Below are 23,665 nucleotides of genomic sequence, written 5' to 3' on the forward strand. Positions count from 1 at the left end.
ATTTGTTCTACAATAAACCCATGACCCTGATGGTCGATCTTCCCGAAGACGTCCTCGCGGCGCTCGGCGCTGAGCCGCAGCGCGAGGTTCTTGAAAGCGTCGTTTTGCATCTGGTCACCCAAGGCAAGCTGCCGGTTGCCAGAGCAGGAGAGTTGCTGGGGATGGACCGGCTCTCGGCTATCCGCTGGTACGCGGCTCGAGAGGAGGCATACTCCAACCTCGACGACGAGGATCTGGACCTGCTCATTGACGACATCAAGAAGCGCAACGCGGCCTTGGACGCCGACATCATGGAAGCTATAGACGAAGCAGTAAGCAAGGCGTGAGGATCGTCTTTGATACGAATACTCTGGTGGCCGCCCTTATCACCAGGCACAGTCCGCCAAGCCTGCTCTACACGATGTGGCGGGACGAACATCGCTTCGACTTGGTGACCTGAAATGGCAACTGAGCGAGTTTCGCCGCGTCAGCCGCTATGAGCGACTCAAGCCCTCCCTCGAAAAGGTATCAAGATTATGACGGCTCGAAGGCTGCTGAAGCTTTTGGAGTAGTTGGTTGCCACTCAGAGCAACTCCCGGCAAAACCTTGCGGCGCCGCCGGGACTTTACCGCAACGCGCTAGAAGCCGAGCAGCACCCCGCCCGAACTCGCGATGATGCCCGCGAAAATGAGCGCCACCGTGTTGATCACCTTGATGAGCGGGTTGATCGACGGGCCCGCGGTGTCCTTGTAGGGGTCGCCGACCGTGTCGCCGACGACCGCCGCCGCGTGGGCCTCGGAGCCCTTGCCACCGTAGTTGCCGTCCTCGATGTACTTTTTGGCGTTGTCCCAGGCGCCGCCGCCGTTGGCCATCATCAGGGCCATCATCAGGCCCGAGCCGATCACGCCGATGAGCAAGCCGCCGAGCGCCAGCACGCCCCAGAGAAAGCCGACGATGAGGGGCGCGACGACGGCGAGGATGCCCGGCAGGGCCATCTCTCTGAGGGCCGACTTGGTGACGATGTCGACGCAGGTGGCGTAGTCGGGTTTGGCCGTCCCTTCCATGATGCCGGGAATCTCTCTAAACTGCCGCCGCACCTCCTCGATCACGCTGCCCGCCGCCTTGCCGACCGCCTCCATCAGAAAGGCCGAAAAGAGAAAGGGTAGCATCGCGCCGATAAAGAGGCCGACGAGGACGATGGGGTCGTCCAGCCGAAAGGCCCCCTCGCCCAGGTCGAGGCGGTGGGTGTAGTCGGCGAAGAGGACCAAGGCCGCTAAAGCCGCCGAGCCGATGGCGTAGCCCTTGGTGACGGCCTTGGTGGTGTTGCCGACGGCGTCTAACGCGTCGGTGTTGCGGCGCACCTCGGGCGGCAGGTCGCTCATCTCGGCGATGCCCCCGGCGTTGTCGGTGATGGGGCCGTAGGTGTCCATCGCCACCACCATGCCGGTCACGCTGAGCATGGCGACGGCGGCGATGGCGATGCCGTAGAGCCCGGCCAGGCTGTAGGAAAAGAAGATCGCCAGGACCAGGATGATCACGGGTACGAAGGTACTCTGCATGCCCACCGCCAGGCCGCTGATGATGTTGGTCGCCGAGCCCGTCACCGAGGCCTTGGCGATGCGCTGCACCGGCGCGTAGCGGGTGCCCGTGTAGTACTCGGTGATAAACATCAAGAGGACGACGACGACCATGCCGACAATGCCAGCGGCGAAGACGTGCAGCCAGGTGGTGCCGGCGGCAAAGGCGCCCACCTCCGCGAAGTTGAAGCCTCCCAGCATCAGGTAGGTCACGATCAAAAAGCCGACGATGCTGATGCCCGCGCTGGCGAAGACGCCCTTGTAGAGCGCCTTCATGATGTTGTCGTCGCTACCCAGCTTGACGAAGGAGACGCCCGCGATGGAGGCGAGAATCGCCACCGCGCCCAAAAAGAGCGGGTAGGTGACGAGCGCGGTCACTTGCGTAACCGTCGGCAGAAGATAGCCCAAAAAGACCGCGCCGATGGCGGTAACGGCGTAGGTCTCGAAGAGGTCGGCGCCCATACCCGCGCAGTCGCCGACATTGTCGCCGACGTTGTCGGCGATAACGGCGGGGTTACGCGGGTCGTCCTCGGGAATGCCCGCCTCGAGCTTGCCGACGAGGTCCGCGCCGACGTCCGCCGCTTTGGTGTAGATGCCGCCGCCGACCCGCGCGAACAGGCTGATCAGGCTGGCACCGAAGGCGAAGCCGATCAGGGGCTCGACCGGGTTGGGCAGGTTGAGGACGGTGTAGAAGAGGAAAAAGAAGCCGGCCACGCCCAGCAGCGCCAGCCCGGCGACGGCCAGACCGGCCACCGCCCCGCCGTTGAAGGCGACGGTAAGCGCGCCGGCCAGGCCCTCTTTGGCGGCCTGCGCCACGCGCACGTTCGAGCGCACCGCGATGCTCATGCCGATGTAGCCGCTGATCGCCGAAAAGAGCGCCCCGACGACAAAGCCTATCGTCGTCCACCACCACAGCGTGCTCTCGGCCCCTGCTTGCATGAACGCCACCAGCGCAAAGAGCAGAGCGATGACCAGCGCGACGACGAAAATCGTCTTGTACTGCCGGTTCATGTAGGCCATCGCCCCCTGCTTGATGGCGTCGGCGATCTCGACCATGCGGACGTCGCCCGTCGGCGCCCTCAAGATCCCCTGCGCCAGAAAGCCGGCGGCCACCAGGGCGACGATACCCGCCAGCGGGGTTAGCACGATCCACATATCCACCATCTCTCCTCCATAGCGTCACCCGGCAGGCGGAATCCGTGATCGCCTGCGGGCTCTCCCCTGGCCCGGCACCCGACTCCATCACCGGGTAGCTGGGCCGGCTTGTTGACAACTTCGCAAAGTCTAACTTAGCAGGGGACCCGATGCCAAGAGATTGTTCACGACCCCCGCCTCGAGCGGAGGAACTTGGTAGAGCCGACGATGTCTCCCCTGTCATCAAGCTCGGGAAGGGGGAGGTCACGCTCCAACAGCCTTTCGGCCTGTCTCGGATAGAGCCAGAGGAAAGCTTGGCGGCTCATGGCCTCGTCACTCAGCCGCGGCGCATCGTAGAGCCCCGCCTCGCGCCGCTGCCGCTGCGCTTCGAAGAGGATCACCGCCGTCGCCACCGAAACGTTCAAGGACTGCACCATGCCCAGCATGGGAATGACGATGTGCTTGTCGGCAACGCTCGCCGCGCGCGGTGAGACGCCGAACTTCTCGTTGCCGACGAGCACGCAGGTCGGCCTGGTGTAGTCCGCGTCGCGGTAGTCGATAGCGTCTTCACAGAAGTGCGCGGCCAGGAGTTGCATGCCCTGAGCACGCACAAGGTCCCAGGCCACGTCCAAGCTGGGATGCACCACCAGCTCGACCCACTTGTCGGCGCTGGCGCTCGTCTCGCTGTAGGTCGGCACCCCGCCCGTGGGGTTGACGGCGTGGACGACGCCGCTGCCGACCGCGTCACAGCTTCTTATGATGGCGGAGAGGTTGTGCGGCTTGTGGACGTTCTCAACCAGAACGCTCAGGTCGGGCTGGCGGCGGCGCAGGACGCGCATGATCTTCAAGTAGCGCTCTAGGGTCACGGCCTCAGCATACGGCCTCAGCATACGGTAGCGGCGGCCGAATAGAATCAGCAGCGAAGCATGGTCACGGCTCGTCCAGGGGCTTGCCACAGTGAGGGCAGCGCTCCCCCTCGGGCCGCAGCTCCTGCATGAACCTGGCTCCCAGAATGCTCGTCGGCAGGGCGATAAAGGCGATGCCCAGGATCTGCACCGCGGCGCCCAGGAGCCTGCCCGGCACGGTCACCGGATAGATATCGCCGTAGCCTACCGTGGTCAGGGTGGAAATGCCCCACCACAGCGCCGCCGGGATGCTGCTGAAGGCTTCGGGCTGCGCCGCGTTCTCAAAAAAGTACATCAGGCTCGAGAACTTCTTAGACGCGCCGCCTGAGCCTTTCAAGCACGGCTTACTTGCTGCGCTCGACGGTGAGGACGACCTTGAGGTTGCCCTTGCGCGTCTCGCCCGCCACGCTCGAGACGGTGAAGCGCCCTAGGCCCTCGGCGTAGATCTCGTCGCCCTCGGCCGCCGCGGTGGCCTTGCCGGCGGGCTTGCCGTTGACGCGCACCTTGCCGCCCAGGACCCCTTTGCTGAAGTAGGCCCTCGACACCTTGAAGGCCTTGGCGCCGAGCGCGTCGACGCGCAAGGAGGGCACGATGACGTGCACCTTGCCGCCGCCCTTGCCCGCGTAGCGCGCCAATTCCATCTCCCGAGGCGCGACCTGCGCCGGCCCCAGCCGCGCGGAGAGCGCCGCAGGCAGTTCGGAGGCCAAGACGATGACGCTGAGGCCGTCCTGGTGGCGCACGACGTCGCCGCTGCTCGCCGCCGCCAGCCCCGCCCGGCGCAGGGCCGCGCGCAGCTCGTCCTCGCCCGAGACGCCGGGATAGTACACCGCGGCGAGCGGCGTGTCGGCGCGGGGGATGTGGGCCGGATAGGCGGTCAGCACCCGTCGCTTGGCGCCGCCATAGCCGCCGTCCAGGGTGACGCCCAGACCCCTTGCGCGGAGGTCGGCGGCGGCCCGCGCCGCCTCGTCGGGCTCCAGAAAGCCGCTGTGGGCGACGCGGCCGCCGAGCGCCGCAGTCGCCAGCTCGGCAAGCGCAAACGTCTCGGCCACTAGTCCGCGTGGACGTCGACCACGTCCACACCCGCCTCTCGAAGGCGCCCCGGAAAGTCGCTCGAGCCGTCGCCGACGACGCGCAGAACGAGGCGGCGGTGCCGGCCCTGTTCGACGCCCGAGGTCACCGCCGCGACGATATTAGACGGTGCGGCGACGTTGGTGACCCGTGACAGCACGCCGGGCTCGTCGGGCAGGTCGACCGTCACCCGCACCCCGCCCTCGCGCAGGCCCAGCACCGTCACAAAGGCACGGAGCAGGTCCGAGATGGTGATGATGCCGACCAGCCGCCGCTTCTCGACCACCGGCAGGCCGGAGATCTTGTGCTCCTCCATGAGCAGGGCGGCGCGCTCGACCGGGTCCGCCGGGGCAAGCGTGATGACGCTGCCCGTCATCACGTCCCTGACCGCCAGCTTGGTCAGCAGATAGTTGAGCTCATAGACCGAGAGGGTGGTGGCCTTGGAGGGGGTGGCGTCCTTGAGGTCCTTGTCGGTGACGATGCCGATGAGCTTGTCACCGTCGACGACCGGCAGGCGGCGGAAGCCGCCGCTCTTCAAGAGCTGCATCGCCTCCATCACCGGGGTCTTGGGGCTGACGGTCTTGGGGTTGGGGCTCATCCACTCGCTGACTAGCATGGTTACCTCCAGATGGGTCGCTCGGATGGGTCGCTCGGATGGGTCGCTCAGGCAGGTCTCCCTAGAGCCTAACCGAAACGTTTGCAGGGCGTCGAGAGCTGGGGTCTTCTGGCTTTTTGGCGGGACCTGGGTCAGAATGGAAGGGTGAAAAAGATCGTCATCCTGGGTTCGACGGGAAGCATCGGCAGGCAGACGCTCTCGGTGGCGCGCTGGCGCGGTTACGAGGTGGTGGGCCTGGCGGCGGGCAGGAACGCCAGGCTGCTGCTCGAGCAGGCGCGCGAGTTCAACCCCCGAGTCGTCGCCTGCCACAAAGAGGTCCGCGCCGAGCTCGAGCCCCACCTGCCGCTTGGCACGCGACTCGTCAGCGGCGAAGAGGGCGCCTGCGAGGTCGCCCGCCTCCCTTGCGAGGCGGTGGTGGCGGCCATCTCCGGCTTTGCCGGCCTGGCGCCGACGGTCGCGGCGCTCACGGAGGGCCGGCAGGTCGCGCTCGCCAACAAGGAGGCGATGGTCGCGGCGGGGCCGCTCGTCTGGGAGGTGGCGCGCTCACACGGCGCTCGCATCATCCCGGTGGACTCCGAGCACTCGGCGCTCTTCCAGTGTCTCGTCGGCGAGCCCGCAGGCGCCGTCGACAGGCTCGTCCTCACCGCCTCGGGCGGACCTTTCAGGCTGGCACCCGACGACCTCAGCCGGGTCACGCCGCAACAGGCGCTCGAGCATCCCACCTGGGCGATGGGCCCAAAGGTCAGCGTCGACTCGGCGACGCTCTTCAACAAGGGGCTCGAGGTCCTTGAGGCGCACTTCCTCTTCGAGACGCCGCTGGACAAGATCGAAGTGGTCATCCACCCGCAGTCCTTGATCCACGGCCTGGTGCGCTTCAAGGACGGCAACCTCAAGGCGCAGCTAGGCCCCCACGACATGCGCCTGCCCATCCAGTACGGCGTCGAATACCCCGAGCGGCCCCAGGTGCCGCTCGAGCCCCTGCCGCTCAGCGGCCTCTGGGAGCTCCATCCGCCGGACCTCTCGCGCTTTCCCGCGCTCGAGTTGGCCTACGAGGCGGGGCGGCGGGGCGGGCTCGCGCCGGCAGCTCTCAATGCCGCCGACGAGGTGGCCGTGGAGGCGTTTCTGGCGGGCAGGATCGGCTTTATGGACATCGCGCGGGTGCTGGGGGAGGTGCTCGAGGCGACCGCGCCCGGCGACCTCAGCTGGGAGAACCTCGCCGAAATCGACCGGGAAGCGCGGGCGCAGGCGGCCGCCCTTAGCGGAGCCGGCCTTAGCGGACGAACATAGCGGGGTTCGCTATGTTGTGGAGGGCTGCTCAGGTTCTAAACTAGCGTATGTTTCGCAACGCCTACCGCCTGCCCTTCCGTCTGCTCGGCATCCCCATCAGGCTCGACCTGACCTTTTTGCTGGTCCTGCCGCTCTTCGTCTGGCTCATCGGCTCGCAGCTCGGCGTCTTCGTCGCGCTGCTCAACCTGCCTATCGACGCCGCGGCGCTCAGCCAGGGCAGCACGCCCTTCGTGCTCGGCTTCGTCGCGGCGCTCGGCCTCTTCAGCTCGGTGCTCGTCCACGAGCTCGGCCACTCGGTGGTGGCGCGGCGCTACGGGGTCGAGGTCAAGGACATCACCCTGTGGCTCCTGGGCGGCATGGCCCAGTTCGCGGAGATGCCCCGCCAGAAGGGCGCCGAGGCCGTCGTCGCGGTGGCCGGGCCGATCACCAGCATCCTCTTGGCCGGGGTCTTCTGGCTCGTCCTACAGGCCTTGCCGGCCGGTGCCGACGCGGCCATCTTCGTGGTGGCCTATCTCGCTTACATCAACGTGGTCCTGGCGGTCTTCAACCTGATTCCCGCCTTGCCGCTGGACGGCGGGCGCATCCTGCGCTCCTTGCTCGCCTTGCGCTACGGCCAGCTCCAGGCGACGCGCGTCTCCGCGGGCATCAGCAAGTTCTTCGCCTTGCTCTTGGGCCTCGTCGGCCTCTTCTCCTTCAACTTCTTTCTCCTCTTGATCGCCTTTTTCATCTACGTGGCGGTGAGCGGCGAGACGCAGTACGCGGTGGTCACCCAGGTCTTGGAGGGCATCCGGGTGGGCGACCTGATGACCCGCGAGGTGATCGCGGTGTCGCCGGCCATGCCCGCCCAGGAGCTCATCAGCAAGATGCTCCGCGAGCGCCACCTGGGCTACCCGGTCATCGACCACAGCGGCAGGCTGGTGGGCATGGTCGACCTCGAGCACGCCCAGGACGTCAGCCCCGAAACAACCGTGAGCGAGATCATGAAGCGCGAGGTGGAGACGATCAGCCCCGACAAGACGGCCATCGACGCCTTTTCGCTGTTGAGCCGCAACAACTACCGTCGCCTGGTGGTGGCGGACGAGCGGGACGAGATGGTCGGCATCTTGAGCAAGACCGACCTGGTGCGCGTCATCCAGGTGCGGATGGTGGGGCTCAACATGAACGAGGAGCGGGCGGGCGCCTGAGGCGCGCGTAGCCGCGGCTCCCCAGGGGCGGCGCGGGGCGTGCTATGGTGACGGTCAATGCTGACCACCTTAGCCGTCCTGCTGATCATCAACGTCGCCGTCTTCATCCACGAGCTCGCTCACTACCTGAACGCTCGCAGCGTCGGCCTGCCGGTGCGGGCCTTTTCAATCGGCATGGGGCCGATCCTGGCGCGAAGGCTGTGGCGCGGCACCGAATGGCGCCTCTCGCTCTTGCCGATCGGCGGCTATGTCGACCTGCCCGGGCTCGCCGCCGAGCCCGGCGAGAACGGGCAATTGCGCTCGCCCGAGGCCGGCTTCGCCAGGCTCAACCTGCTCCAAAAGCTCTGGGTGCTCGTCGGCGGGGTGGTCGCCAACTTCGTCCTGGCGGTCCTGCTGGTGGCGGCCACCATGACCATGGAGCCCGCCCTCAGGGCCCAGATCGCCGGGGTCAGCGTGCCCACGGCGACGGGCTTAGTCCAGGTCGTGCCGGGCTCGCCCGCTGAGGCGCTGGGCGTCCAGGCCGGCGACGTCATCCTCGAGGTGAACGGCATAGCCGATCCCGATACCGAAACGGTGCAGCGCGAGATCCGCAGCGACGGCCCCCTCCGCTTCACCTTGGCGAGAGACGACCGGGTCGTCCAGCTCGACACGCTGTGGGCACCGGAGCCCGCCGAGGACGGCAGCAGGCCGCTCTTCGGGGTGGCCATCGACGCCGTCCCGCTCGAGCCCATTCCAGGCGTCTCCTACGGCGCCGCGACCCTCGAGGCGACGAGCTTCCTGGTGCGGCTCGTGCCCGAGGCCGTGGGCGGCTTCGGCCGCGCCGTCGCCCAGACCTTTACCGGCCGGCGCAGCGACGAGGTGGCCGGCCCGGTGCGCATCGTCGGCGCGGTGGGCGAGGCGGCGCGCCTCGGCCTGGCGCCGGTGCTCTTCTTGGCGGGCGTCATCAACTTCTCGCTGGCGGTCTTCAACCTCCTGCCGATTCCCGGCCTGGACGGCGGGCGCATGCTGCTCGCCACCGTCATCGCCGTGCGCAGGCGGCCGTTCAAGCCCGGCCAGGAGGAGTTCATCCACTTCATGGGCTTCGTGGCGATCTTCGCCTTCATCATCTTAGTGACCTTCGGCGAGGTGGGCGACCTGCTGACGCGCTAGCGACGCCGTCAAGCAGGCCATAACCAAGCAGGCCATAACCAAGCAGGCCATAAAGTAGACTGCTGTCTGGCTATGGCGCAGCACTGCAGCATTTTGATTCCAGCCTACAACGAGGCCGCCTCGGTGGCGGGCGTCGTCGGCGTGGCCTTGGAGGCAGGTCTCGGTCCGGTGCTGGTGGTCGATGACGGCTCCGCGGACGAGACGGCGGCGGTGGCGCGGGCGGCGGGCGCGGAGGTGCTCAGCCTGGCACCCAACCGCGGCAAGGGCGGCGCGGTCTGCGCCGGCCTGAAGAGACTCGACAGCGAAGTGGTCTTGCTCATCGACGCCGACCTGGTGGGGCTGACCCCGGCTCACCTCCGCCGCCTGGCCTACCCCGTGCTCGCGAGCGAGGCCGACATGACCCGCGGCGTCTTCTCGGGAGGGCGCTGGTCCACGTCCTTGGCGCAGCGCATCGCCCCGCAGCTGAGCGGACAGCGCGCGGTGCGCCGAGCTTTGCTCCTGGGGGTCGCCGACTTGGAGAGCAGCCACTACGGCATCGAGCTCGCCATCACCCGCCACGCCAGGCGCCAGGGCTGGCGCAGCCGCGACGTGGTTCTGGAGAACGTCTCGCAGGTCCTCAAGGAGGAAAAGCGCGGCCTGGTCAGGGGCCTGGTCATCCGCCTCGGCATGTACTACGACGTGCTGCGAATCTGGTTGAAAAGCAGCCTTTCGAGACGCTGAACTCGAGACGCTGAACTCGAGACGCTGGACTCGAGATAGGGCGTCACGCGCTAGACTGTAGGCATGGATATTCTGCTCGAGACCTTCACGGTCGGCCCGCTCCTGGAAAACGCCTACCTGCTCGCTCACCCGCCGAGCAAGACGGCGGTCTTCGTCGATCCCGGCGACGAGGCCGAGAGGCTTATAAGCGCCCTGGAAACGCGCGGGCTCTCGCTCGCGGCCATCTGGCTCAGCCACGCTCACTTCGACCACGTGGGTGCGGTCGCGGCGCTCAAGGAGCGCTATGGCGCGCCCGTCTTCCTCCATCCCGCCGACGACGTCCTGCTCGAGCACGCGAGCGCCTCGGCGGCGCAGTGGGGCATCCCGCTGCGGCAACCGCCCAGGGCGGACCAGACCCTCGAGGACGGGCAGGTGCTCACCTTGGGCGGGCTCGAGGCCCACTGCCTCTTCACCCCCGGTCACGCGCCCGGCCACGTCGCCTTCTACCTGCCCGAGCTGAGCACGGTCCTTGCCGGCGACGCGCTCTTCCAGGGCTCGATCGGCCGCACCGACCTGCCCTTTGGCGACCACGCGCAGCTCATCAGCAGCATTAAGACCAAGCTGCTGACCTTGCCGCCGGAGACCAAGGTGCTGCCCGGCCACGGCCCCGCCACCACCATCGGCGCCGAGGCGAGGAGCAATCCCTTCCTCGGCTGAAGCCGCTAGACCGCGTGAGCGGCAAGCCAGTCGCGGATGAGCGGATACGCCGCCCTGGGCACGCGGTGGCCGCCGCCCGGCTCAAACCAGCTCAGCCGGCTCGTAAAGGCCTCGAGGACGCCCCGAAAGCCGCGCGCCCGCTCGAGCGGATAGGCGGCGTCCTCGGTCATGGCGAGGTGAAGGACCGGCAGCTCGAGGCGCGGCGGCGGCGCTTCTAACCACAAGGACGGCGTCGCCCCGGCCACCGCCACGAGACCCAAGACCCGCTCGGGATGGGTGGCCGCGAAGCGGTAGTTGAGGCTCACGGCCTGCGAAAAGCCAAAGAGGAAGGCGCTCGGCTGAGCGATCAGGCCGTCCTCGTACACCCGCTCGATCACCCCCTCGACGAAGAGGTGATGGTTGCCGACATCCTCCTCGGGCGCTTCGTCGCTCACCCAGCCATAGCCCGTCTCGCGGCTGCCGTCCTGGCGCCAGCGATGGTGCGGGTGCGGCGCCTGCAACGCGGCAAGCGGCCAGTCCTGGCCGATGCGCCGGCCGTAGGCGAGCGAGGCGCGCTTGGACTGGCCGTAGCCGTGCAGGGTGACGAGCAGCGGGCCGCCCAGCCGTTCGGGCAGCGCCAGGTCGTAGCGGTAGGACAGCGGCAGCGTGAAGGCGCGCGCCTGGGTCCTCACGGTCTAGCGGTGATGCCGAGGCTGTAGGCGGTCACGGTGAGGACCTCGCGGGCGGCAGGATGAGAAGCAGGAGCAGGAGCGCCACTGTGGGCAGCACAGCGGGCGATCGTGCCCAACGACCGCTTCAAGCCTCCTCCAGGCGCGACTCGATGGCCCTAGCGTGGGCCTCGAGCCCCTCGGCTCGGGCCATGCGCGCCGCGCCGGGGCCGATCTTCTGAAGCGTCTCGCGGCTTAAGTTGACGAACGGGATGACCTTCTGGAAGTCGCGGAGGTTGACGGCGCTGGCGAAGCGGGCCGTGCCGCCCGTGGGCATGACGTGGCTCGGCCCGGCGCTGTAGTCGCCGAGGGCCTCCATGCTGCTCTCGCCGATAAAGACGCCGCCCGCGTTCTTGACCCGCGGCAGGACCGCCCAGGGGTCGGCTACGAGCAGGCAGAGGTGCTCGGGCGCGTAGAGGTTGGCGAAATCCACGGCCTCCTCGAGCGAGTCGACCAGGGCGGTAAAGCCGCGCTGCTCGAGCGACTCGCGCGCGGCCGCCGCCGTGGCGAGGTCCGCGAGCTGCCGCGCCAACTCCGCCTCCACCCGCGCGACGAGCCCTTCGCTCGTCGTCACCAGGACGGGCTCGGCCTCCAGGTGCTCGGCCTGCGCCAGCAGGTCGGCGGCGACGTGGCGCGCCTCGGCGCTCTCATCGGCCAAGACGAGCGTCTCGGTCGGGCCCGGCAGCGACTCGATGCCGACGCTGCCGTAGACGGCCTTTTTCGCCAGGACCACGTAGCGGTTGCCGGGCCCAACGATCTTGTCGGCGCGTTCGACCGTCGCGGTGCCGTAGGCCAGGGCGGCCACCGCCTGCGCGCCGCCGATGCGCAAGACGGTGTGGAGGCCCAGCAGGCGGCAGGTAACGAGGATCTCCGCGGCGACCGAGCCGTCGCGCCTGGGCGGCGTCACCACCACCAGGTCCTTCACCCCCGCTATCTGCGCCGGCACCGCCAGCATCACAAGCGTGCTGAAGAGCGGCGCCGTTCCGCCGGGGACGTAGAGGGCCACGCGCTCGAGCGGCCTGACCAGTTGCCCCAGCAGCCCGCCACCCGTCTGCACGATGAAGCCCTCCGCGGGCTGGTGCCGGTAGAAGTCGCCCACGCGCGCCGCCGACGCTGCAATGTCCTCACGCAGGTCCCCTGGCACCAGCGCCTCGGCCTCGTCAAAGGCGGCTGCCGGCACCCGGTAGTCGTCCAGGGCAATCCCGTCGAAGCGCTCGGAGTAGTCGCGCACCGCCGCGTCGCCGCGCTCACGCACCGCCGCCAGCACCTCCGCTACCGTCCGGCGCACCGCGCCCTCGTCCTCCCAGCGGCCCCGTCCCCGCAGCTGGTCCCTCACCGCAGTGCTGCCCCGAAACACTCGCATAAGCTCCATCATACCGGCGCGTCCGTTCCCGCCGCAGGTGAATTCCGACACTCGCGCCGAACACCGTGGCATACGGGTATAGTGGCGTATGAGTCACGTCAAGGTCGCGGTGATCGGGGCGGGCATCGTCGGCGCCAGTTGCGCCTACCACTTAGCCCGCCGGGGCGCGGCGGTGACGGTGCTCGAGCGCGCCTCCCTGCCGGCCACCGGCTCGACCGCCAAATCGGCGGCGGGCATCCGCCACCAGTTCAGCCATCCCGAAAACGTGCGCATGTCGCGCTACAGCGCAGGCGAGTTCGAGAGGTTCGAAAGGCTGACCGGGATGAGCGCAGGCTACCGCAAGGTCGGCTACCTCTTCCTCTTGAGCGCAGAGCAGCTGCCCGATTGGCGGGAGCAGGCGGCGATGCAGCGGGGCCTGGGCGCCCGCGTAGACCTTCTGAGCCTGAGGGACCTGGCCGAGCGCTACCCGCTCGTCGCCCGGAGCGGCCTGGCCGGGGCGAGCTTCGGCCCCGACGACGGCGTGGTGGACCCGAATGCCGTCACCTTCGGCTTCTTGCGCGCCGCCCAAGCCCTGGGCGCCGGGCTGCGCCTCGGCGAGGAGGTGCTGGCGCTCGAGCCCGCCCGCGGTCGCTGGCGGCTAACGACGAGCCAGGGAAGGTACCAGGCGGAGGTGATCGTCAACGCCGCCGGCGCCTTTGCGGGCGAGGTCGCGCGAAGGGCCGGCTTCGAGCTGCCCGTCCTGCCCTACCGCCGCAACGTCTACATGACCGGCCCGGCTCAGTACCCCCATCCCAGCCCGCTCATCATCGACCTGACCACCGGCGTGTGGGCGCGCAGCGAGGGCGAACGCTTTATCGTCGGCCTCTCCAACCCGGACGAGGCGCCAAGCGACGCTCAAGCGGTGGACTGGGCGTGGATGGAGCACTGCCTGGGGCTGGCTACAAGCCGCTTTCCCTTTCTCGAGGCCGCCGGTATCGACCGCCGCCGCTCCTGGGCCGGGCTCTACGAGATCACCCCCGATCACCTGCCCGTCCTCGGGCGCATGCCCGGCGCGGCGGGCTTCGTCAACGCCTGCGGCTTTTCCGGTCACGGGGTCCAGCACGCCCCGGCGACCGGGCTGATCGTCGCCGAGGAGGTCGTGGACGGCGCAGTCAGCTCCTTTGACATCGCAGATTTTCGCTTCGAGCGCTTTGCCAGGGCGGCGCGCCCCCTCGAGCGCAACGTCGTTTAACCACTCCTTGGTATAGTCGGCCCATGCAGGTTCCTATCAACGCGCTCTGGACCAGCAAGAGCGGCTCCGTCGCCGCCGAAGACGTTCGCCCCTACCTGGCACCTGGCGTCTCGCTCACGGTCGGCCTCGAGCCCGAAGCGGACACGGCGCGCTACCGCTCGCTCACGGCGCTCGTCGCGGGCCGTCCCAGCGACCGCCTGCTGGACGCGCCCGCGCTCAAGCACGTGATCGTGCCCTGGGCGGGCGTGCCCGCAGCCTTGCGGGCGCAGCTGCTGGCCCGGCCTCACTTGAGCCTCCACAACTCGCACTACAACGCGCCCTTGGTCGCCCAGCACGCCCTGGCGCTGGTCCTCGCCTGCGCCTGCCGCCTGGTCGAGGCGGATGCTCACCTTAGAAGGGGCGACTGGTGCCCCCGTTACCAGCGCGGTTTCAAGTCGCTCGCCCTGCCCGGCAAGCGCGCGCTGCTCCTCGGCTACGGCGCCATCGGCCAGGAGGTAGGCAGGGGGTTAAAGGCGCTCGGCATGACGGTCACGGCGCTCAGGCGGCACAGCGGCGAGAAGAGCGGCGAGGAGGGCGAGGTTGTCGAGCGCACCTTTGCCCCGCCCCAACTCCACGAGGCCCTGAAGGGGGCCGACGTGATCGTGGCCTCCCTGCCCGAGACCGCCGAGACGAAGGACCTGCTGGACGCTAACGCCTTTGCCGCCATAAAGGAGGGCGCGATCCTGGTCAACGTCGGCCGGGGCAGCGCCGTGGTGCAGGAGGCTCTTTACGAGGCGCTGCGCGGGGGACGCCTCTTCGCGGCGGGCCTCGACGTGTGGTGGCGCTATCCCGAGAGCGAGGCGGCGCGTGCCGCCACCCGCCCCGCCGACCTGCCCTTTTGGGACCTGCCCAACCTCATCATGAGCCCGCACAGGGCCAACGAGATGAAGGACGAGCACCTCTTGCGCTACCAGGACGTGGCCGAGACGCTGGCCGCGCTCGCTCGCGGCGAGCCGCGCAACCGCGTAGACCCGGCCCGGGGCTACTGAGCGAGGCCAGGGTTAGGCAAAGCTACAGGGCCGCGCCGTCCGGCGTCCGCACACCCTCGAGCGTCAGCCTGAGCGTCAGGCGCATCTCCTCGTGGATCGAACAGTCGCTGCGGTAGGCGGCCCACTGGAGCGCGGTCATGAAGTAGGCGTTGGCGAGCGTGCGCGCCAGGCGCTCCTTGGAGAGGTCGCGTCGGACCTGGCAACTCCTCTGCCCCTGCTCGAGCACGGTGGCGAGGATCCGCGCGAGCGGCAAGACCTCGTAGGCGATCCTCGACCGCTCGGGGTCGGGGTTGAGGAGCTCGTAGGAGAGCGGCAGGATGAGCGCGCGGTTGGTCGCGACAAAGTCCGCGAGGGCGTCGAAGATGAGCGCAAGCGTCCCCAGCGGGTCGGCGTCCTCCCCCACCCGGGCCTCGACGCGCTCGGCCAGACCGCGCAGGCGGTCGGCGGCGTACTCGAGGAGGATCGCCTCCTTGTAGGGGTAATAGTTGAAAAAGGTGCCCCGCGAGACCTCGGCGGCCTCGGCGATATCGACGATGGTGGTGGCGTGAAAGCCGCGCTCGTGAAAGAGGCGGATGGCCGCCTCGAAGATCCGCGCGCGCCGGGCGCGCTTCTGCTGCTGGCGCAAACTGGCCTGAACCTGCACCCGAGCATTCTAACGCGAAACTTTGAACGGAGTCCAATATCATGGTCTGGTCTACCGCCCGTAGCCGCTGCCGCGGTAGGGCCGGCCGCCACCTCTGGGCTTGCGCGGGCCGCGCCCCCTCTCCGGCTTGCGCTCCGGCGCGGGCACAGTGCTGGCGAGGCTCAGCTTCACGCCGGCGAGAGCGGCAGGCTCGAGCTCGCTCACCTCCGCCGGGCGCAGGTCCAGGTAGGCGGCGTCGGGGGCGAGTTGGATGCGGCCGACGTCGCCCGCACCCGCCTCCTTGAGCAGGCGCACGACCTGGGGCACCACCAGATTGCGGCCGGCGAGGCGCATCGTCCGCCAGCCCTCCTCGCCGGTCAAGAGGCTGCGCTCCTCGGGGGCGCCGCCGAGCAAGAGCGCTAAGAGGCCGGCGATGCTGTCCACCTCGCCCTCGCTCACCCAGCCTGCGGCGACGGCGCGCCAGACGGCCCTGTCTTCGGCACTCTGGTTCTCCAAACGCCCCAGGAGCGCGGTCAGCTTGGCGCTTCTGATCTCCTCGGGGCGGGGCGCGGAGGCGTACTGAAAGCGCCGGGCGACGGCGCGCTCGAGCCCTGCCAGCTCGTGACGTTCGCGGCCGCTGTAGAGCAAGACGACCTTGCCGCCTCGGCCCGCGCGGCCGGTGCGGCCCGAGCGGTGCTGGTAGCTGTCGGCCCTTTCCGGCATGCGGTAGTGGACCACGAGATCGACCTCGGGGATGTCTAAGCCTCTGGCCGCCACGTCGGTGGCGACGAGGACGGTCGCCTGGCCGCTGCGGAAGCGCTCTAAGACCCGCTCGCGCTGGATCTGGTTGAGGTCGCCGTGGACCGCCTCGGCGCCGTGGCCCGCCGTCGCGAGCGACTGGGCGATCTCGTCGACTTCGGCCTTGGTGCGGGTAAAGACGATGGCGCGGGTGCTGGCGTAGGCGTGGATCACGTCCGACAGCAGCACCGGGCGCTGACGAAGGGGCGCGTCGATGGCGATCTCCTGATAGGAGACCGCCTCGTCCTTGACCATGTTGAGCACCACCGGGTCCTGCAGGTGCTGCGCCGCCAGGCGCTTGGCCCAGGCGGGCAGCGTGGCCGAAAAGAGCAGCGTCTGACGCTCCTTGGGGGTGGCGCCCAAGAGCGTCTCCATGTCCTCCTCGAAGCCCATCGACAGCATCTCGTCGGCCTCGTCGAGCACCACTACCTGGACCTCCGAGAGGGTCAGGACGCCTTGGTTGAAGTAGTCGATGGCGCGGCCCGGCGTGGCCACCACCACGTCGGTGCCGCGGCGCAGAGCGGTGGCCTGGCTGCCGTAGCCGGTGCCGCCGTAGATGGTGACGGTGGTGAGCTGCGGCGCCACCCACTCGAGTTCGCCGGCGACTTGCAGGGCGAGTTCGCGCGTCGGGGTGATGATGAGCGCGCGGGGGGCGCGACCCTTGGTCTTGTCCGCCTCGAGCCGGTTGGCGATCGGCAAGGCGAAGGCCAGCGTCTTGCCGGTGCCGGTTCTAGCCTGACCGAGCACGTCGCGGCCCTCCAAGGCGAGCGGCAGCGCCGCGGCTTGAATGGGGGTGGGAATCTCGAAGCCCTTTTTGGCGAGCGCCTCCAAGAGAGGCTCCTTGAGCGGGTAGTCCTTGAACATGTTGTCCTTTCCAGGCTCTGTTTCCTCGCGCAGGCCCGTACTCGGTAGTGAGCCCCAGTGGCTCTCATGCAAGGCATAACAGATAAGCCGACAAACCTGTATATGCTAGTGGAAATTTTCACCCTTGTCAAGCGCTCGAGCTGCAAAGCCGCAAAGGAAAAGCTGTTACGAGCTGCCGTAGGACGCCACCGGCAGCTGCAGTCCGCTAGGCGAGACACGGATCAGGGGGTTCTCGAGCTTCTCGCGGTGCCGGCGTCAAGGCTGAAAACGGTAAGAAAAGAGATACGTAAGGCCGGGTAGGATAGCCCTGATGTTTGGCTTGATTCACCCTGGAGGTGATTGGTATGGCATCACAGCAGCTCACCAGCAGTCGACAAAGGTCTCCCGACAGATCCTCCGGCAGACCCCACAAGAGACCCCACAAGAACGTGTCCGAGTCCGGACGCTGGCTGTCCACCTTGGCGGGTGGTGTGTTCCTCTACAGGGCTTTGAGGGGCCGCAACCCGCTGCTCATGACGCTTCTGGGCGGTTTCCTCGCCTATAGAGGCGCCACCGGCTACTGCCCGATCTCGGCGTCGCTGGCGCCGCGCGCGCCGCGCGACGACTGGGCGGTGTCGCGCGACCAGGGCATCCACGTCGAGGAGGCCGTGGTCATCCACAGGTCGCCGGAGGTGCTCTACAACTTCTGGCGCAACTTCGAGAACCTGCCCCGCTTCATGGACCACCTCGAGTCGGTCGAGACCGAGGGTAAGCGCTCGCACTGGGTCGCCAAGGCGCCCCTGGGCCAGAGCATCGCCTGGGACGCCGAAGTGGTGGGCGACCGCGCCAACGAACTGATCTCCTGGCGCTCCTTGCCGGGCTCGAGCGTGGCCAACGCCGGCTCGGTCCGCTTCAGGCCCGTCCAGAACGGCCAGGCCACCGAGGTCAGGGTCTCGCTCAAGTACACCCCCCCGGCCGGCGCCCTGGGCGCGGCGGTAGCCAAGCTCTTTGGCGAGGAGCCCGGCCAGCAGATACGCGACGACCTGTCGCGCTTCAAGCAGCTCATGGACTCGGGCGAAACGGCAGGAACGGCCGCTGGAACAACCACGAGCGCCGAAGGCGCAGCCAAAACCGGCCTGACCTCCGATTCGGAGCCGAGGGACAGGGTTGACGAGGCTTCCGAGGAGTCCTTCCCCGCCAGCGACCCGCCCGCCTTTACCAGCTCGAGGTCGAGCACGCGCGAAGACTAAGGCGAGGGCTTAAGATGCGCCACGACAAGAGCAAGAACGACAGGAGCAACGACGCGCCCGACGAACCGGGGCGCACCCCCGGTCAGGCCGAGGGCCTCGACGAGGGTGTCGAGAAGAGCAAAGACGACCCTGGCAGGACGCCGGGGCAAGCCGAGGGCAAACGCGAGGATTGACCGCGCCTCCCACGGTTCGTTCACACAAAAAGTCGCGACCCAGACCTATCGGGCCGCGGCTTTTGCTCTTCGTGGACTCTAAACCAAGTAGCGCCGTAAATAGGCGACGGCCTCGCCGATCGTGTCCAGCCGGTAGCGGGCCCCCGTCTCACCGGGGCCGACCTTGACGGTAATCCCCTCGGCCAAGACGGCAAAGGCCTCCTCGTCGGTGGTGTCGTCGCCGATGAAGACCGGGGTGTGGCCCGGGTGCTCGCCTGCGAGCCGCGCCACCGCCCGGCCCTTACCGTAGCCCTTGGGCCGCAGCTCGAGCACCTTCTTGCCCCAGAGGGCCTCGAGCTCACCCGGCAGGCCCGCCGCCCAGGGCTCGAGCACGCTTCTGACCGCCGCTTCGTCGCCGGCCCGCCGGTAGTGCAGGGCCACCGCCACGCCCTTGTCCTCGACCGTAAGGCCGGGGTAGTCCGGCAGCGTCTCGCGCACCTCAGCCAGCGCCGCCACCTCAGCCTGGCCGACGAGCGGCCGCGCGGCTTCGCCGAGGCGGCCCTCCTCCATGCCGTGGACGCCGACGGCCCGCAGGCCAGGGAGCGGGAGGAGCGCGCCCAGGTCCCTAAGCCTTCTCCCCGTCACCACGAAGACGGGGTGATGCGCGGAGAGCGCGGTCAAGAGTTCTAGCACGCCGGGGTAGGGCCAGGCCTCCATGGGATTGGCGACGATCTCGGCCAGGGTGCCGTCGTAGTCGAGCAGCAAGAGCGGCCGGTCGGCGACGGGAATCATCTCCACTCCCCTTTCCGGCCCCAGCTTTGACCCCTCACGCCTCGAGCTCGCTCAAGAAGCCCTCGGCCCAGCGGTGGACGTCGAGTTCCTTGACGTGCGCCTTGAGTCTCGTCAGACGGTCCTTGCGCTCCTCTTCGGGCATGGTGAGCGCGGCCTTGATGGTCGCCACCACCCCGTCGATGTTGTAGGGGTTGATGAGCAGGGCGCCCTCCAGCACCTCGGCCGCGCCGGTCAGCTCGGAGAGGATGAGGACCCCCCGCTCGGAGGTCCAGGCGAACTCCTGGGCGATCAGGTTCATGCCGTCGCGCAGCGGCGTGACCAGGGCGGCGTCGGCCGCCAGATAGAAGGCCGCCAACCGCTCCGGCGGGAGAGAGTGGTAGATGTAGCGCACCGGCACCCAGTCGCCCTTCATGTACTCGCCGTTGATCCGACCCACCACCTCGTCGACGGCGCGCTTGAGCTCCAGGTAGGACTTTACCCGGGTGCGGCTGGGCGCGGCGATCTGATAAAACGTCACCTTGCCGCGGTAGTCGGGGTGGGTCTGCAAAAAACACTCGAAGGCCAGGAGGCGGTCAAGGATGCCCTTGGTGTAGTCGAGCCGGTCCACGCCCAGGAGGACGAAGTCGCTCCTCGCCTCCTCTCTTATCCGCTTCACCTCGGCCCGCACACGCCTGCGCTCGCTGAGGCGCCTAAAGCGCGCGGTGTCGATGCCGATGGGATGGGCCTCGACGCGGATCTCGCGGCCCTGCCAGCGGACGCGTCCCCCTTCGACCTCGGCATCCGTCAGGGTCGTCACCGCCTCGAGAAAGTTCTTGACGTACTGCTGGCTGTGAAAGCCGATGAGGTCGGCGCCCAGGAGTCCCTCGGTGAGCTCCTTGGCCCAGGACAGGACCTTCCAGACCTCGGCGGCGGGCCAGGGGATGTGGAAAAAGAAGCCGATGCGGCTTTCCGGCCTCTCCTTGCGGATGAGATCGGGGACCAGCATGAGCTGGTAGTCCTGCACCCAGACGGTGTCGCCCTCCTCATAGGCCTCGAGGGCGCGCCTCGCAAAGCGCCGGTTGACCGCGCCGTAACTCTTGAAGAAGTCGCGGCGCAAGGACATCTCGGCCATGAAGTAGTGGCAGAGCGGCCACAGCACGCGGTTGGCGAAGCCGTAGTAGTAGGCGGCCAACTCGGCCTTGCTCAAGTAGAGGCGCTGCACGGTGAAGCGAGCCTCGTCTTCGGGATAGGACAGTTTGGGCAGTTCCTTGGCCTTCTTCTCGCCCCAGGCGATCCACACTCCACCCTTTTTCTCCAAAACGGGCAGGAGCGCGGTGGTCAGCCCGCCCACCGACGGCAGCCAGCGCCCGCCCTCCTCGCGCAGCGGCTCGCGGTTGGCGACGATGATCAAGCGCATGGTACATAAGGTATATAGGGTACGTAAGGCACATAAGGTACGTAAGGCACATAAGGGTATCTTCCAAAAGGGTGTCGTGCGGTCGTCATAGCTCGTCCTTCCGTGAGGCGGCCCTTAACGGCTGCTGTCGTGCGGCGGGTAGTCTCCGATGATGGTCGCCGGATCCTTGTCGGAGGTGACCATCTCGTCCCGCCCCATCCGGCGCCGAACGTTCATATCGGCGGCTCCGGCCGCGCGCAAGATCTCATCGGCCTCGGCGGATCGCGCCTCGCCCGTCTCGACACTCAGCAGCACCCCGTCGCCAGAGACGCCCTCGGCGTAAGCGCCGGCGTCCTCTTCGGCGACGCCCATGCCGTAGATCGCGCCGATGAGCCCACCCGCCGCCGCGCCGACGCCGGCACCCGCCGCGGCCGAGCCGAGTATGGTCACGGCTGCGCCCGCCGTCAGGACCGGGCCGAGGCCGGGAACGGCAAAGGTGCTGAGCCCCGCGAGCAGGCCGGTCATCCCGCCGATGGCCGCGCCACCCGCGGCCACCGCGCCCGCGCGGCTAGCGACCACCGCGCCCTCACCGGGAGGAGGGCCGCCGGGCGCGGCGCTCCTCTCGCCACGCGTCACCAGCTTGATGCTCTCTTTGCTGAAACCAAGGCGCTCGAGCTCGGCAACCGCCCGCTCCGCGTCCTGCCAAGTGTCGAAAAGTCCGGCGCTCGTCGGCATCGTCTCTACCCTCCTGATCCTCTCCTGCCAAGAAGTTTTTGTCCTCCCTGACGGGATTAATTGTCGGTTCAGCTTATCGCCGGGCCTGTTACCGGGCTCTGACTTCAAGCATACCATCTGCCGGCTAGCGACCCTGGCGACACGAACGTGAGCACATACAGCAGGTTTCACTGACATTGAGCCAACCTTTGCGCTTAAAATCCCCCCTGCCCCCCTTATCAAGGGGGGTGCCCATAGGGCGGGGGGATTAAGCGCTGAGATGCAAACTCGCTCAATATTTCTGAAACCTGCTATATACACATATAGAGGCCCGGCTCGGGTGCCGCAGGACAGGGCAACGATAGGACAGGGAACGATAGGGCGGGCAACGATAGGGCGGGGCAAGAACAAACGAGGCGCCCGGCTGCTCGGCCGGGCGCCCGCGTCTGCGCGCTTTGGGCTAGCGGATGCGCTCGATCACGCTTTCGGTGACGTCGAGACCGCTGTCGGCGTAGACGATGAGGCCGGAGGTGCTGGCGACGACGCCGTCGAGGACGATGTTGTAGCCGTTTTCCTGGGCCACCGTACTGATGGCGCCGTCGATGGCGGCGCTGATGGGCTCGGCGGCGGCACTGATCTCCTCGGCCCAGCGGCGATTGCTCTCTTCGATCGTGCGGGCGAGCACCTCGTAGCGCTGGCGGTCCTCGAGGCTGGCCTCCTGACCGCCCTGCACGCGCGCGACGATGGCCTCGAGCTCGGTGCGCAGCTCGGCGAGGTCCTCCTCGCGCTCTCTGATGAGCGCGGCGACCTCGCCGCCCTGCGGATGGGCGTCGAAGAGGCGCGCCGAGTCGATGAAGACGACGCGCGTGGGCGTGTCCTGGGCGGTGAAGGTGCCGAAGGCGAACGCGGCGACAATGAGAGCGAAGGCCGTGAAGCCGAAGGCCTTGAGCTTTGGGGCGGTGAGGCGTGTCATAGCGCTACGCTACCCGGCGCCCGGGTGAGAAACATAAAAGGCGCGCCCCGCGCGCCTTTTCGAAATGTCATCGCTGCTCGAAGCGTCATAGCCGCACTCAGTCGGCGCTGCCGATCGGCCGCAGGCCGATGCCGTGAAAGTCGCTGCGCTCGTCGTCCGGGGCGGGCTCGATGAGCTGCACGAGTTCGCGGCTCGAGACGTCGATGACCGCCACGCCCGGCGTGTCGCCGGCGATGGCGTGCGGGCCGCTGCGCTGGTTGGGTCCGCGCAGGGTGACGAAGGCGTAGGAGCTGTCGGGCGCGATGGTGAGGATGTCGGGCGAGCTGCCGACGAAGTCGATCTCGGCGATGATGGCAAAGCTCTCGGGGTCGATGATGATGGCGTTCGAACTTGCGCGGTTGACCATCCACAGCTCGCTGCCGTCGGGCGTGAACCAGACGCCGTGGGCGTCGTTGCCGCGCGAGGAGTCCTGGTGCAGGAGTTCGAACGTCTCGGGGTCGAAGGCGTACCAGTGGCCCTCCTCGAGCGAGCCGCCGTTGACGAACATCACGCGGCCGTCCGGCGAGAGCATGGTGCCGCAGTTGGCGCGGATCTCCTCGGGGTCGAAGACGTGAGCGAGCGTAAAGCTGTCCACGTCGAGCACCACCAGGACGCCGTCGGTGAGCGCCGGCCCCAGGGTGACGTAGGCGTAGCGGCCGTCGGCACTGTAGTCGTGGCAGACGGGCCGGCCCAGGTGCCCGGCGCCCGCCAGGTCCGCAAAGAGCGGGTCCTCGGTGATTACCAGGCTGCGGCCGATCGTAAAGCTCTCGGCGTCACGGTCGAAGACGATCTCGACGAGCGAGGCCCCGGCGCCCTCGGCGTTGCCGAGCACGTCGACGATGATGCGGTCGTCGCGCGAGACCGAGGCCATGTGCGTGCCCGGGCCGGTCTCGAGCGTCGCCACCACCTCGCGGTCCTCGGTGCGGATCGCCAGAGTGTTGCCCGAGGCGACGTTGGCGATAAAGGCGTAGGCGAAGTCGGAGCTGAAGTCGATCATGTGGGGCAGGTCGGCTACGCCCTCCAGATCGATCACCTCCCTTTCCGCGAAGTCGGAGCCGAGGATGTGGATGCGATTGGTGCCCTGGTCGAGCGCCCAGACCTCATAATCCTGCACACTGGGCTCCTCGGGCCCGGCCTGGGCCGCGGCGCCGGTCACCAGCAGAGCGAGGACAAGGCTTAGAAAAGAGCGGTTCATTCGTGACATGGTCATTGGTAACATAATGCCTCCTGTGGCAAGGCTGCGGTCTGGAAGCCCGCCTTGCGCTGAACCGTCAGCATAAGGATAAGGGACAAGTTGTGTCAACTACTCTCGAGCAGCCCTCGAGGCTTTGGGCGTTCCTTCCCGAGTCCGATCTCATCACGGGTCCGGTCTCATCGATGGATAAGCCCAACTTCTCAATGTTTGTTCAATGTCTGTTTAATGGCTGTGGCACGATCAGACAAGGCTCGCGGCGCCACAGCGC

Annotated in this window: 23 protein-coding genes and 1 pseudogene; 10 read left to right on the forward strand and 14 right to left on the reverse strand. The window is 67.9% G+C overall.

What is annotated here, in order from left to right; genetic code table 11:
- Nucleotides 1–326, forward strand: a 326-nt coding sequence (locus M3498_12190) for a UPF0175 family protein (GenBank protein ID MDQ3460044.1), incomplete at its 5' end; no start/stop codon positions are given.
- Nucleotides 327–617: 291 nt separating this feature from the next.
- Here M3498_12190 and M3498_12195 read toward each other — a convergent pair.
- The 5 genes and pseudogenes from M3498_12195 to M3498_12215 all read right to left on the reverse strand — a co-directional run bounded on the left by M3498_12195 (nt 618) and on the right by M3498_12215 (nt 5,279).
- Nucleotides 618–2,717 carry a sodium-translocating pyrophosphatase gene (locus M3498_12195; protein ID MDQ3460045.1) on the reverse strand — a complete coding sequence of 700 codons (2,100 nt, stop codon included), beginning with the start codon at nt 2,715–2,717 and terminating at the stop codon, nt 618–620.
- A gap of 158 nt (nt 2,718–2,875) precedes the next feature.
- Nucleotides 2,876–3,556 (reverse strand): tRNA (guanosine(18)-2'-O)-methyltransferase TrmH, encoded by a 681-nt coding sequence (gene trmH, locus M3498_12200; protein MDQ3460046.1) that lies wholly within the window; start codon nt 3,554–3,556, stop codon nt 2,876–2,878.
- Between the two features lie 64 nt (nt 3,557–3,620).
- Nucleotides 3,621–3,848: pseudogene (locus M3498_12205) on the reverse strand (potassium channel family protein).
- 91 nt (nt 3,849–3,939) lie between these two features.
- Nucleotides 3,940–4,644, reverse strand: coding sequence for an RNA-binding protein (locus M3498_12210; GenBank protein MDQ3460047.1), 705 nt, complete (start codon nt 4,642–4,644; stop codon nt 3,940–3,942).
- Complete coding sequence (locus M3498_12215) at nt 4,644–5,279, reverse strand: CBS domain-containing protein (protein ID MDQ3460048.1); 636 nt, start codon at nt 5,277–5,279, stop codon at nt 4,644–4,646. The genes M3498_12210 and M3498_12215 overlap by 1 nt, the downstream gene beginning before the upstream one ends.
- A 144-nt stretch (nt 5,280–5,423) precedes the next feature.
- Here M3498_12215 and dxr point away from each other — a divergent pair, with 144 nt between their 5' ends.
- From dxr to M3498_12240, 5 genes are all read left to right on the forward strand, one after another.
- Nucleotides 5,424–6,566, forward strand: a complete 1,143-nt coding sequence (gene dxr, locus M3498_12220) for a 1-deoxy-D-xylulose-5-phosphate reductoisomerase (GenBank protein MDQ3460049.1) — start codon at nt 5,424–5,426, stop codon at nt 6,564–6,566.
- Between the two features lie 47 nt (nt 6,567–6,613).
- Nucleotides 6,614–7,750, forward strand: coding sequence for a site-2 protease family protein (locus M3498_12225; GenBank protein ID MDQ3460050.1), 1,137 nt, complete (start codon nt 6,614–6,616; stop codon nt 7,748–7,750).
- 57 nt (nt 7,751–7,807) lie between these two features.
- Nucleotides 7,808–8,899, forward strand: a complete 1,092-nt coding sequence (locus M3498_12230) for an RIP metalloprotease (protein MDQ3460051.1) — start codon at nt 7,808–7,810, stop codon at nt 8,897–8,899.
- Between the two features lie 72 nt (nt 8,900–8,971).
- Nucleotides 8,972–9,619, forward strand: coding sequence for a glycosyltransferase (locus tag M3498_12235; GenBank protein MDQ3460052.1), 648 nt, complete (start codon nt 8,972–8,974; stop codon nt 9,617–9,619).
- A gap of 63 nt (nt 9,620–9,682) precedes the next feature.
- The gene (locus M3498_12240; GenBank protein ID MDQ3460053.1) at nt 9,683–10,315 is read left to right on the forward strand and encodes an MBL fold metallo-hydrolase; all 633 of its coding nucleotides are present in this window, start codon (nt 9,683–9,685) and stop codon (nt 10,313–10,315) included.
- Between the two features lie 5 nt (nt 10,316–10,320).
- Here the strand turns inward: M3498_12240 and M3498_12245 are convergent, their stop codons facing one another.
- A complete protein-coding gene (locus M3498_12245; protein ID MDQ3460054.1) occupies nt 10,321–10,986 on the reverse strand; it encodes a hypothetical protein in 666 nt (221 codons plus the stop codon).
- A gap of 124 nt (nt 10,987–11,110) precedes the next feature.
- Entirely contained in the window at nt 11,111–12,385 is a 1,275-nt protein-coding gene (gene hisD / locus M3498_12250; protein ID MDQ3460055.1) for a histidinol dehydrogenase, read from the reverse strand.
- Between the two features lie 88 nt (nt 12,386–12,473).
- Here hisD and M3498_12255 point away from each other — a divergent pair, with 88 nt between their 5' ends.
- On the forward strand, nt 12,474–13,616 hold the full coding sequence (locus M3498_12255; protein ID MDQ3460056.1) for an FAD-binding oxidoreductase: 1,143 nt from the start codon (nt 12,474–12,476) through the stop codon (nt 13,614–13,616).
- 23 nt (nt 13,617–13,639) lie between these two features.
- Nucleotides 13,640–14,644, forward strand: coding sequence for a hypothetical protein (locus M3498_12260; GenBank protein ID MDQ3460057.1), 1,005 nt, complete (start codon nt 13,640–13,642; stop codon nt 14,642–14,644).
- Nucleotides 14,645–14,666: 22 nt separating this feature from the next.
- Here M3498_12260 and M3498_12265 read toward each other — a convergent pair whose 3' ends face one another.
- Entirely contained in the window at nt 14,667–15,287 is a 621-nt protein-coding gene (locus M3498_12265) for a TetR/AcrR family transcriptional regulator (GenBank protein MDQ3460058.1), read from the reverse strand.
- 51 nt (nt 15,288–15,338) lie between these two features.
- A complete protein-coding gene (locus M3498_12270; protein MDQ3460059.1) occupies nt 15,339–16,928 on the reverse strand; it encodes a DEAD/DEAH box helicase in 1,590 nt (529 codons plus the stop codon).
- A gap of 428 nt (nt 16,929–17,356) precedes the next feature.
- Between M3498_12270 and M3498_12275 the strand changes: the two genes are divergently transcribed.
- The gene (locus M3498_12275) at nt 17,357–18,157 is read left to right on the forward strand and encodes an SRPBCC family protein (protein ID MDQ3460060.1); all 801 of its coding nucleotides are present in this window, start codon (nt 17,357–17,359) and stop codon (nt 18,155–18,157) included.
- A 14-nt stretch (nt 18,158–18,171) separates the two neighbouring features.
- Nucleotides 18,172–18,330 carry a hypothetical protein gene (locus tag M3498_12280; protein ID MDQ3460061.1) on the forward strand — a complete coding sequence of 53 codons (159 nt, stop codon included), beginning with the start codon at nt 18,172–18,174 and terminating at the stop codon, nt 18,328–18,330.
- A gap of 78 nt (nt 18,331–18,408) precedes the next feature.
- Here M3498_12280 and otsB read toward each other — a convergent pair whose 3' ends face one another.
- The 5 genes from otsB to M3498_12305 all read right to left on the reverse strand — a co-directional run bounded on the left by otsB (nt 18,409) and on the right by M3498_12305 (nt 23,412).
- Entirely contained in the window at nt 18,409–19,101 is a 693-nt protein-coding gene (otsB, locus tag M3498_12285; protein ID MDQ3460062.1) for a trehalose-phosphatase, read from the reverse strand.
- Nucleotides 19,102–19,135: 34 nt separating this feature from the next.
- Nucleotides 19,136–20,497 (reverse strand): trehalose-6-phosphate synthase, encoded by a 1,362-nt coding sequence (locus M3498_12290; protein MDQ3460063.1) that lies wholly within the window; start codon nt 20,495–20,497, stop codon nt 19,136–19,138.
- 114 nt (nt 20,498–20,611) lie between these two features.
- A complete protein-coding gene (locus M3498_12295) occupies nt 20,612–21,211 on the reverse strand; it encodes a hypothetical protein (protein ID MDQ3460064.1) in 600 nt (199 codons plus the stop codon).
- A gap of 439 nt (nt 21,212–21,650) precedes the next feature.
- Nucleotides 21,651–22,163: an OmpH family outer membrane protein gene (locus M3498_12300; protein MDQ3460065.1), complete on the reverse strand. Its 513-nt coding sequence runs from the start codon at nt 22,161–22,163 to the stop codon at nt 21,651–21,653.
- 97 nt (nt 22,164–22,260) lie between these two features.
- Nucleotides 22,261–23,412 (reverse strand): cell surface protein, encoded by a 1,152-nt coding sequence (locus M3498_12305; protein MDQ3460066.1) that lies wholly within the window; start codon nt 23,410–23,412, stop codon nt 22,261–22,263.
- Nucleotides 23,413–23,665: the final 253 nt, after the last annotated feature.

The organism is Deinococcota bacterium (assembly GCA_030858465.1).
GTDB lineage: Bacteria > Deinococcota > Deinococci > Deinococcales > Trueperaceae > JALZLY01.

What these genes read in the sequence shown, in the direction of transcription:
- M3498_12240 (MDQ3460053.1), top strand. Translation starts at nt 9,683, where the DNA reads ATGGATATTCTGCTCGAGACCTTCACGGTCGGCCCGCTCCTGGAAAAC.
- M3498_12260 (MDQ3460057.1), top strand. Translation starts at nt 13,640, where the DNA reads ATGCAGGTTCCTATCAACGCGCTCTGGACCAGCAAGAGCGGCTCCGTC.
- M3498_12215 (MDQ3460048.1), bottom strand. Translation starts at nt 5,279, where the DNA reads ATGCTAGTCAGCGAGTGGATGAGCCCCAACCCCAAGACCGTCAGCCCC.
- M3498_12235 (MDQ3460052.1), top strand. Translation starts at nt 8,972, where the DNA reads ATGGCGCAGCACTGCAGCATTTTGATTCCAGCCTACAACGAGGCCGCC.
- M3498_12230 (MDQ3460051.1), top strand. Translation starts at nt 7,808, where the DNA reads ATGCTGACCACCTTAGCCGTCCTGCTGATCATCAACGTCGCCGTCTTC.
- M3498_12270 (MDQ3460059.1), bottom strand. Translation starts at nt 16,928, where the DNA reads ATGTTCAAGGACTACCCGCTCAAGGAGCCTCTCTTGGAGGCGCTCGCC.
- M3498_12280 (MDQ3460061.1), top strand. Translation starts at nt 18,172, where the DNA reads ATGCGCCACGACAAGAGCAAGAACGACAGGAGCAACGACGCGCCCGAC.
- M3498_12305 (MDQ3460066.1), bottom strand. Translation starts at nt 23,412, where the DNA reads ATGACCATGTCACGAATGAACCGCTCTTTTCTAAGCCTTGTCCTCGCT.
- M3498_12290 (MDQ3460063.1), bottom strand. Translation starts at nt 20,497, where the DNA reads ATGCGCTTGATCATCGTCGCCAACCGCGAGCCGCTGCGCGAGGAGGGC.
- otsB (MDQ3460062.1), bottom strand. Translation starts at nt 19,101, where the DNA reads ATGATTCCCGTCGCCGACCGGCCGCTCTTGCTGCTCGACTACGACGGC.
- M3498_12225 (MDQ3460050.1), top strand. Translation starts at nt 6,614, where the DNA reads ATGTTTCGCAACGCCTACCGCCTGCCCTTCCGTCTGCTCGGCATCCCC.
- M3498_12295 (MDQ3460064.1), bottom strand. Translation starts at nt 21,211, where the DNA reads ATGCCGACGAGCGCCGGACTTTTCGACACTTGGCAGGACGCGGAGCGG.
- M3498_12255 (MDQ3460056.1), top strand. Translation starts at nt 12,474, where the DNA reads ATGAGTCACGTCAAGGTCGCGGTGATCGGGGCGGGCATCGTCGGCGCC.
- hisD (MDQ3460055.1), bottom strand. Translation starts at nt 12,385, where the DNA reads ATGCGAGTGTTTCGGGGCAGCACTGCGGTGAGGGACCAGCTGCGGGGA.
- M3498_12300 (MDQ3460065.1), bottom strand. Translation starts at nt 22,163, where the DNA reads ATGACACGCCTCACCGCCCCAAAGCTCAAGGCCTTCGGCTTCACGGCC.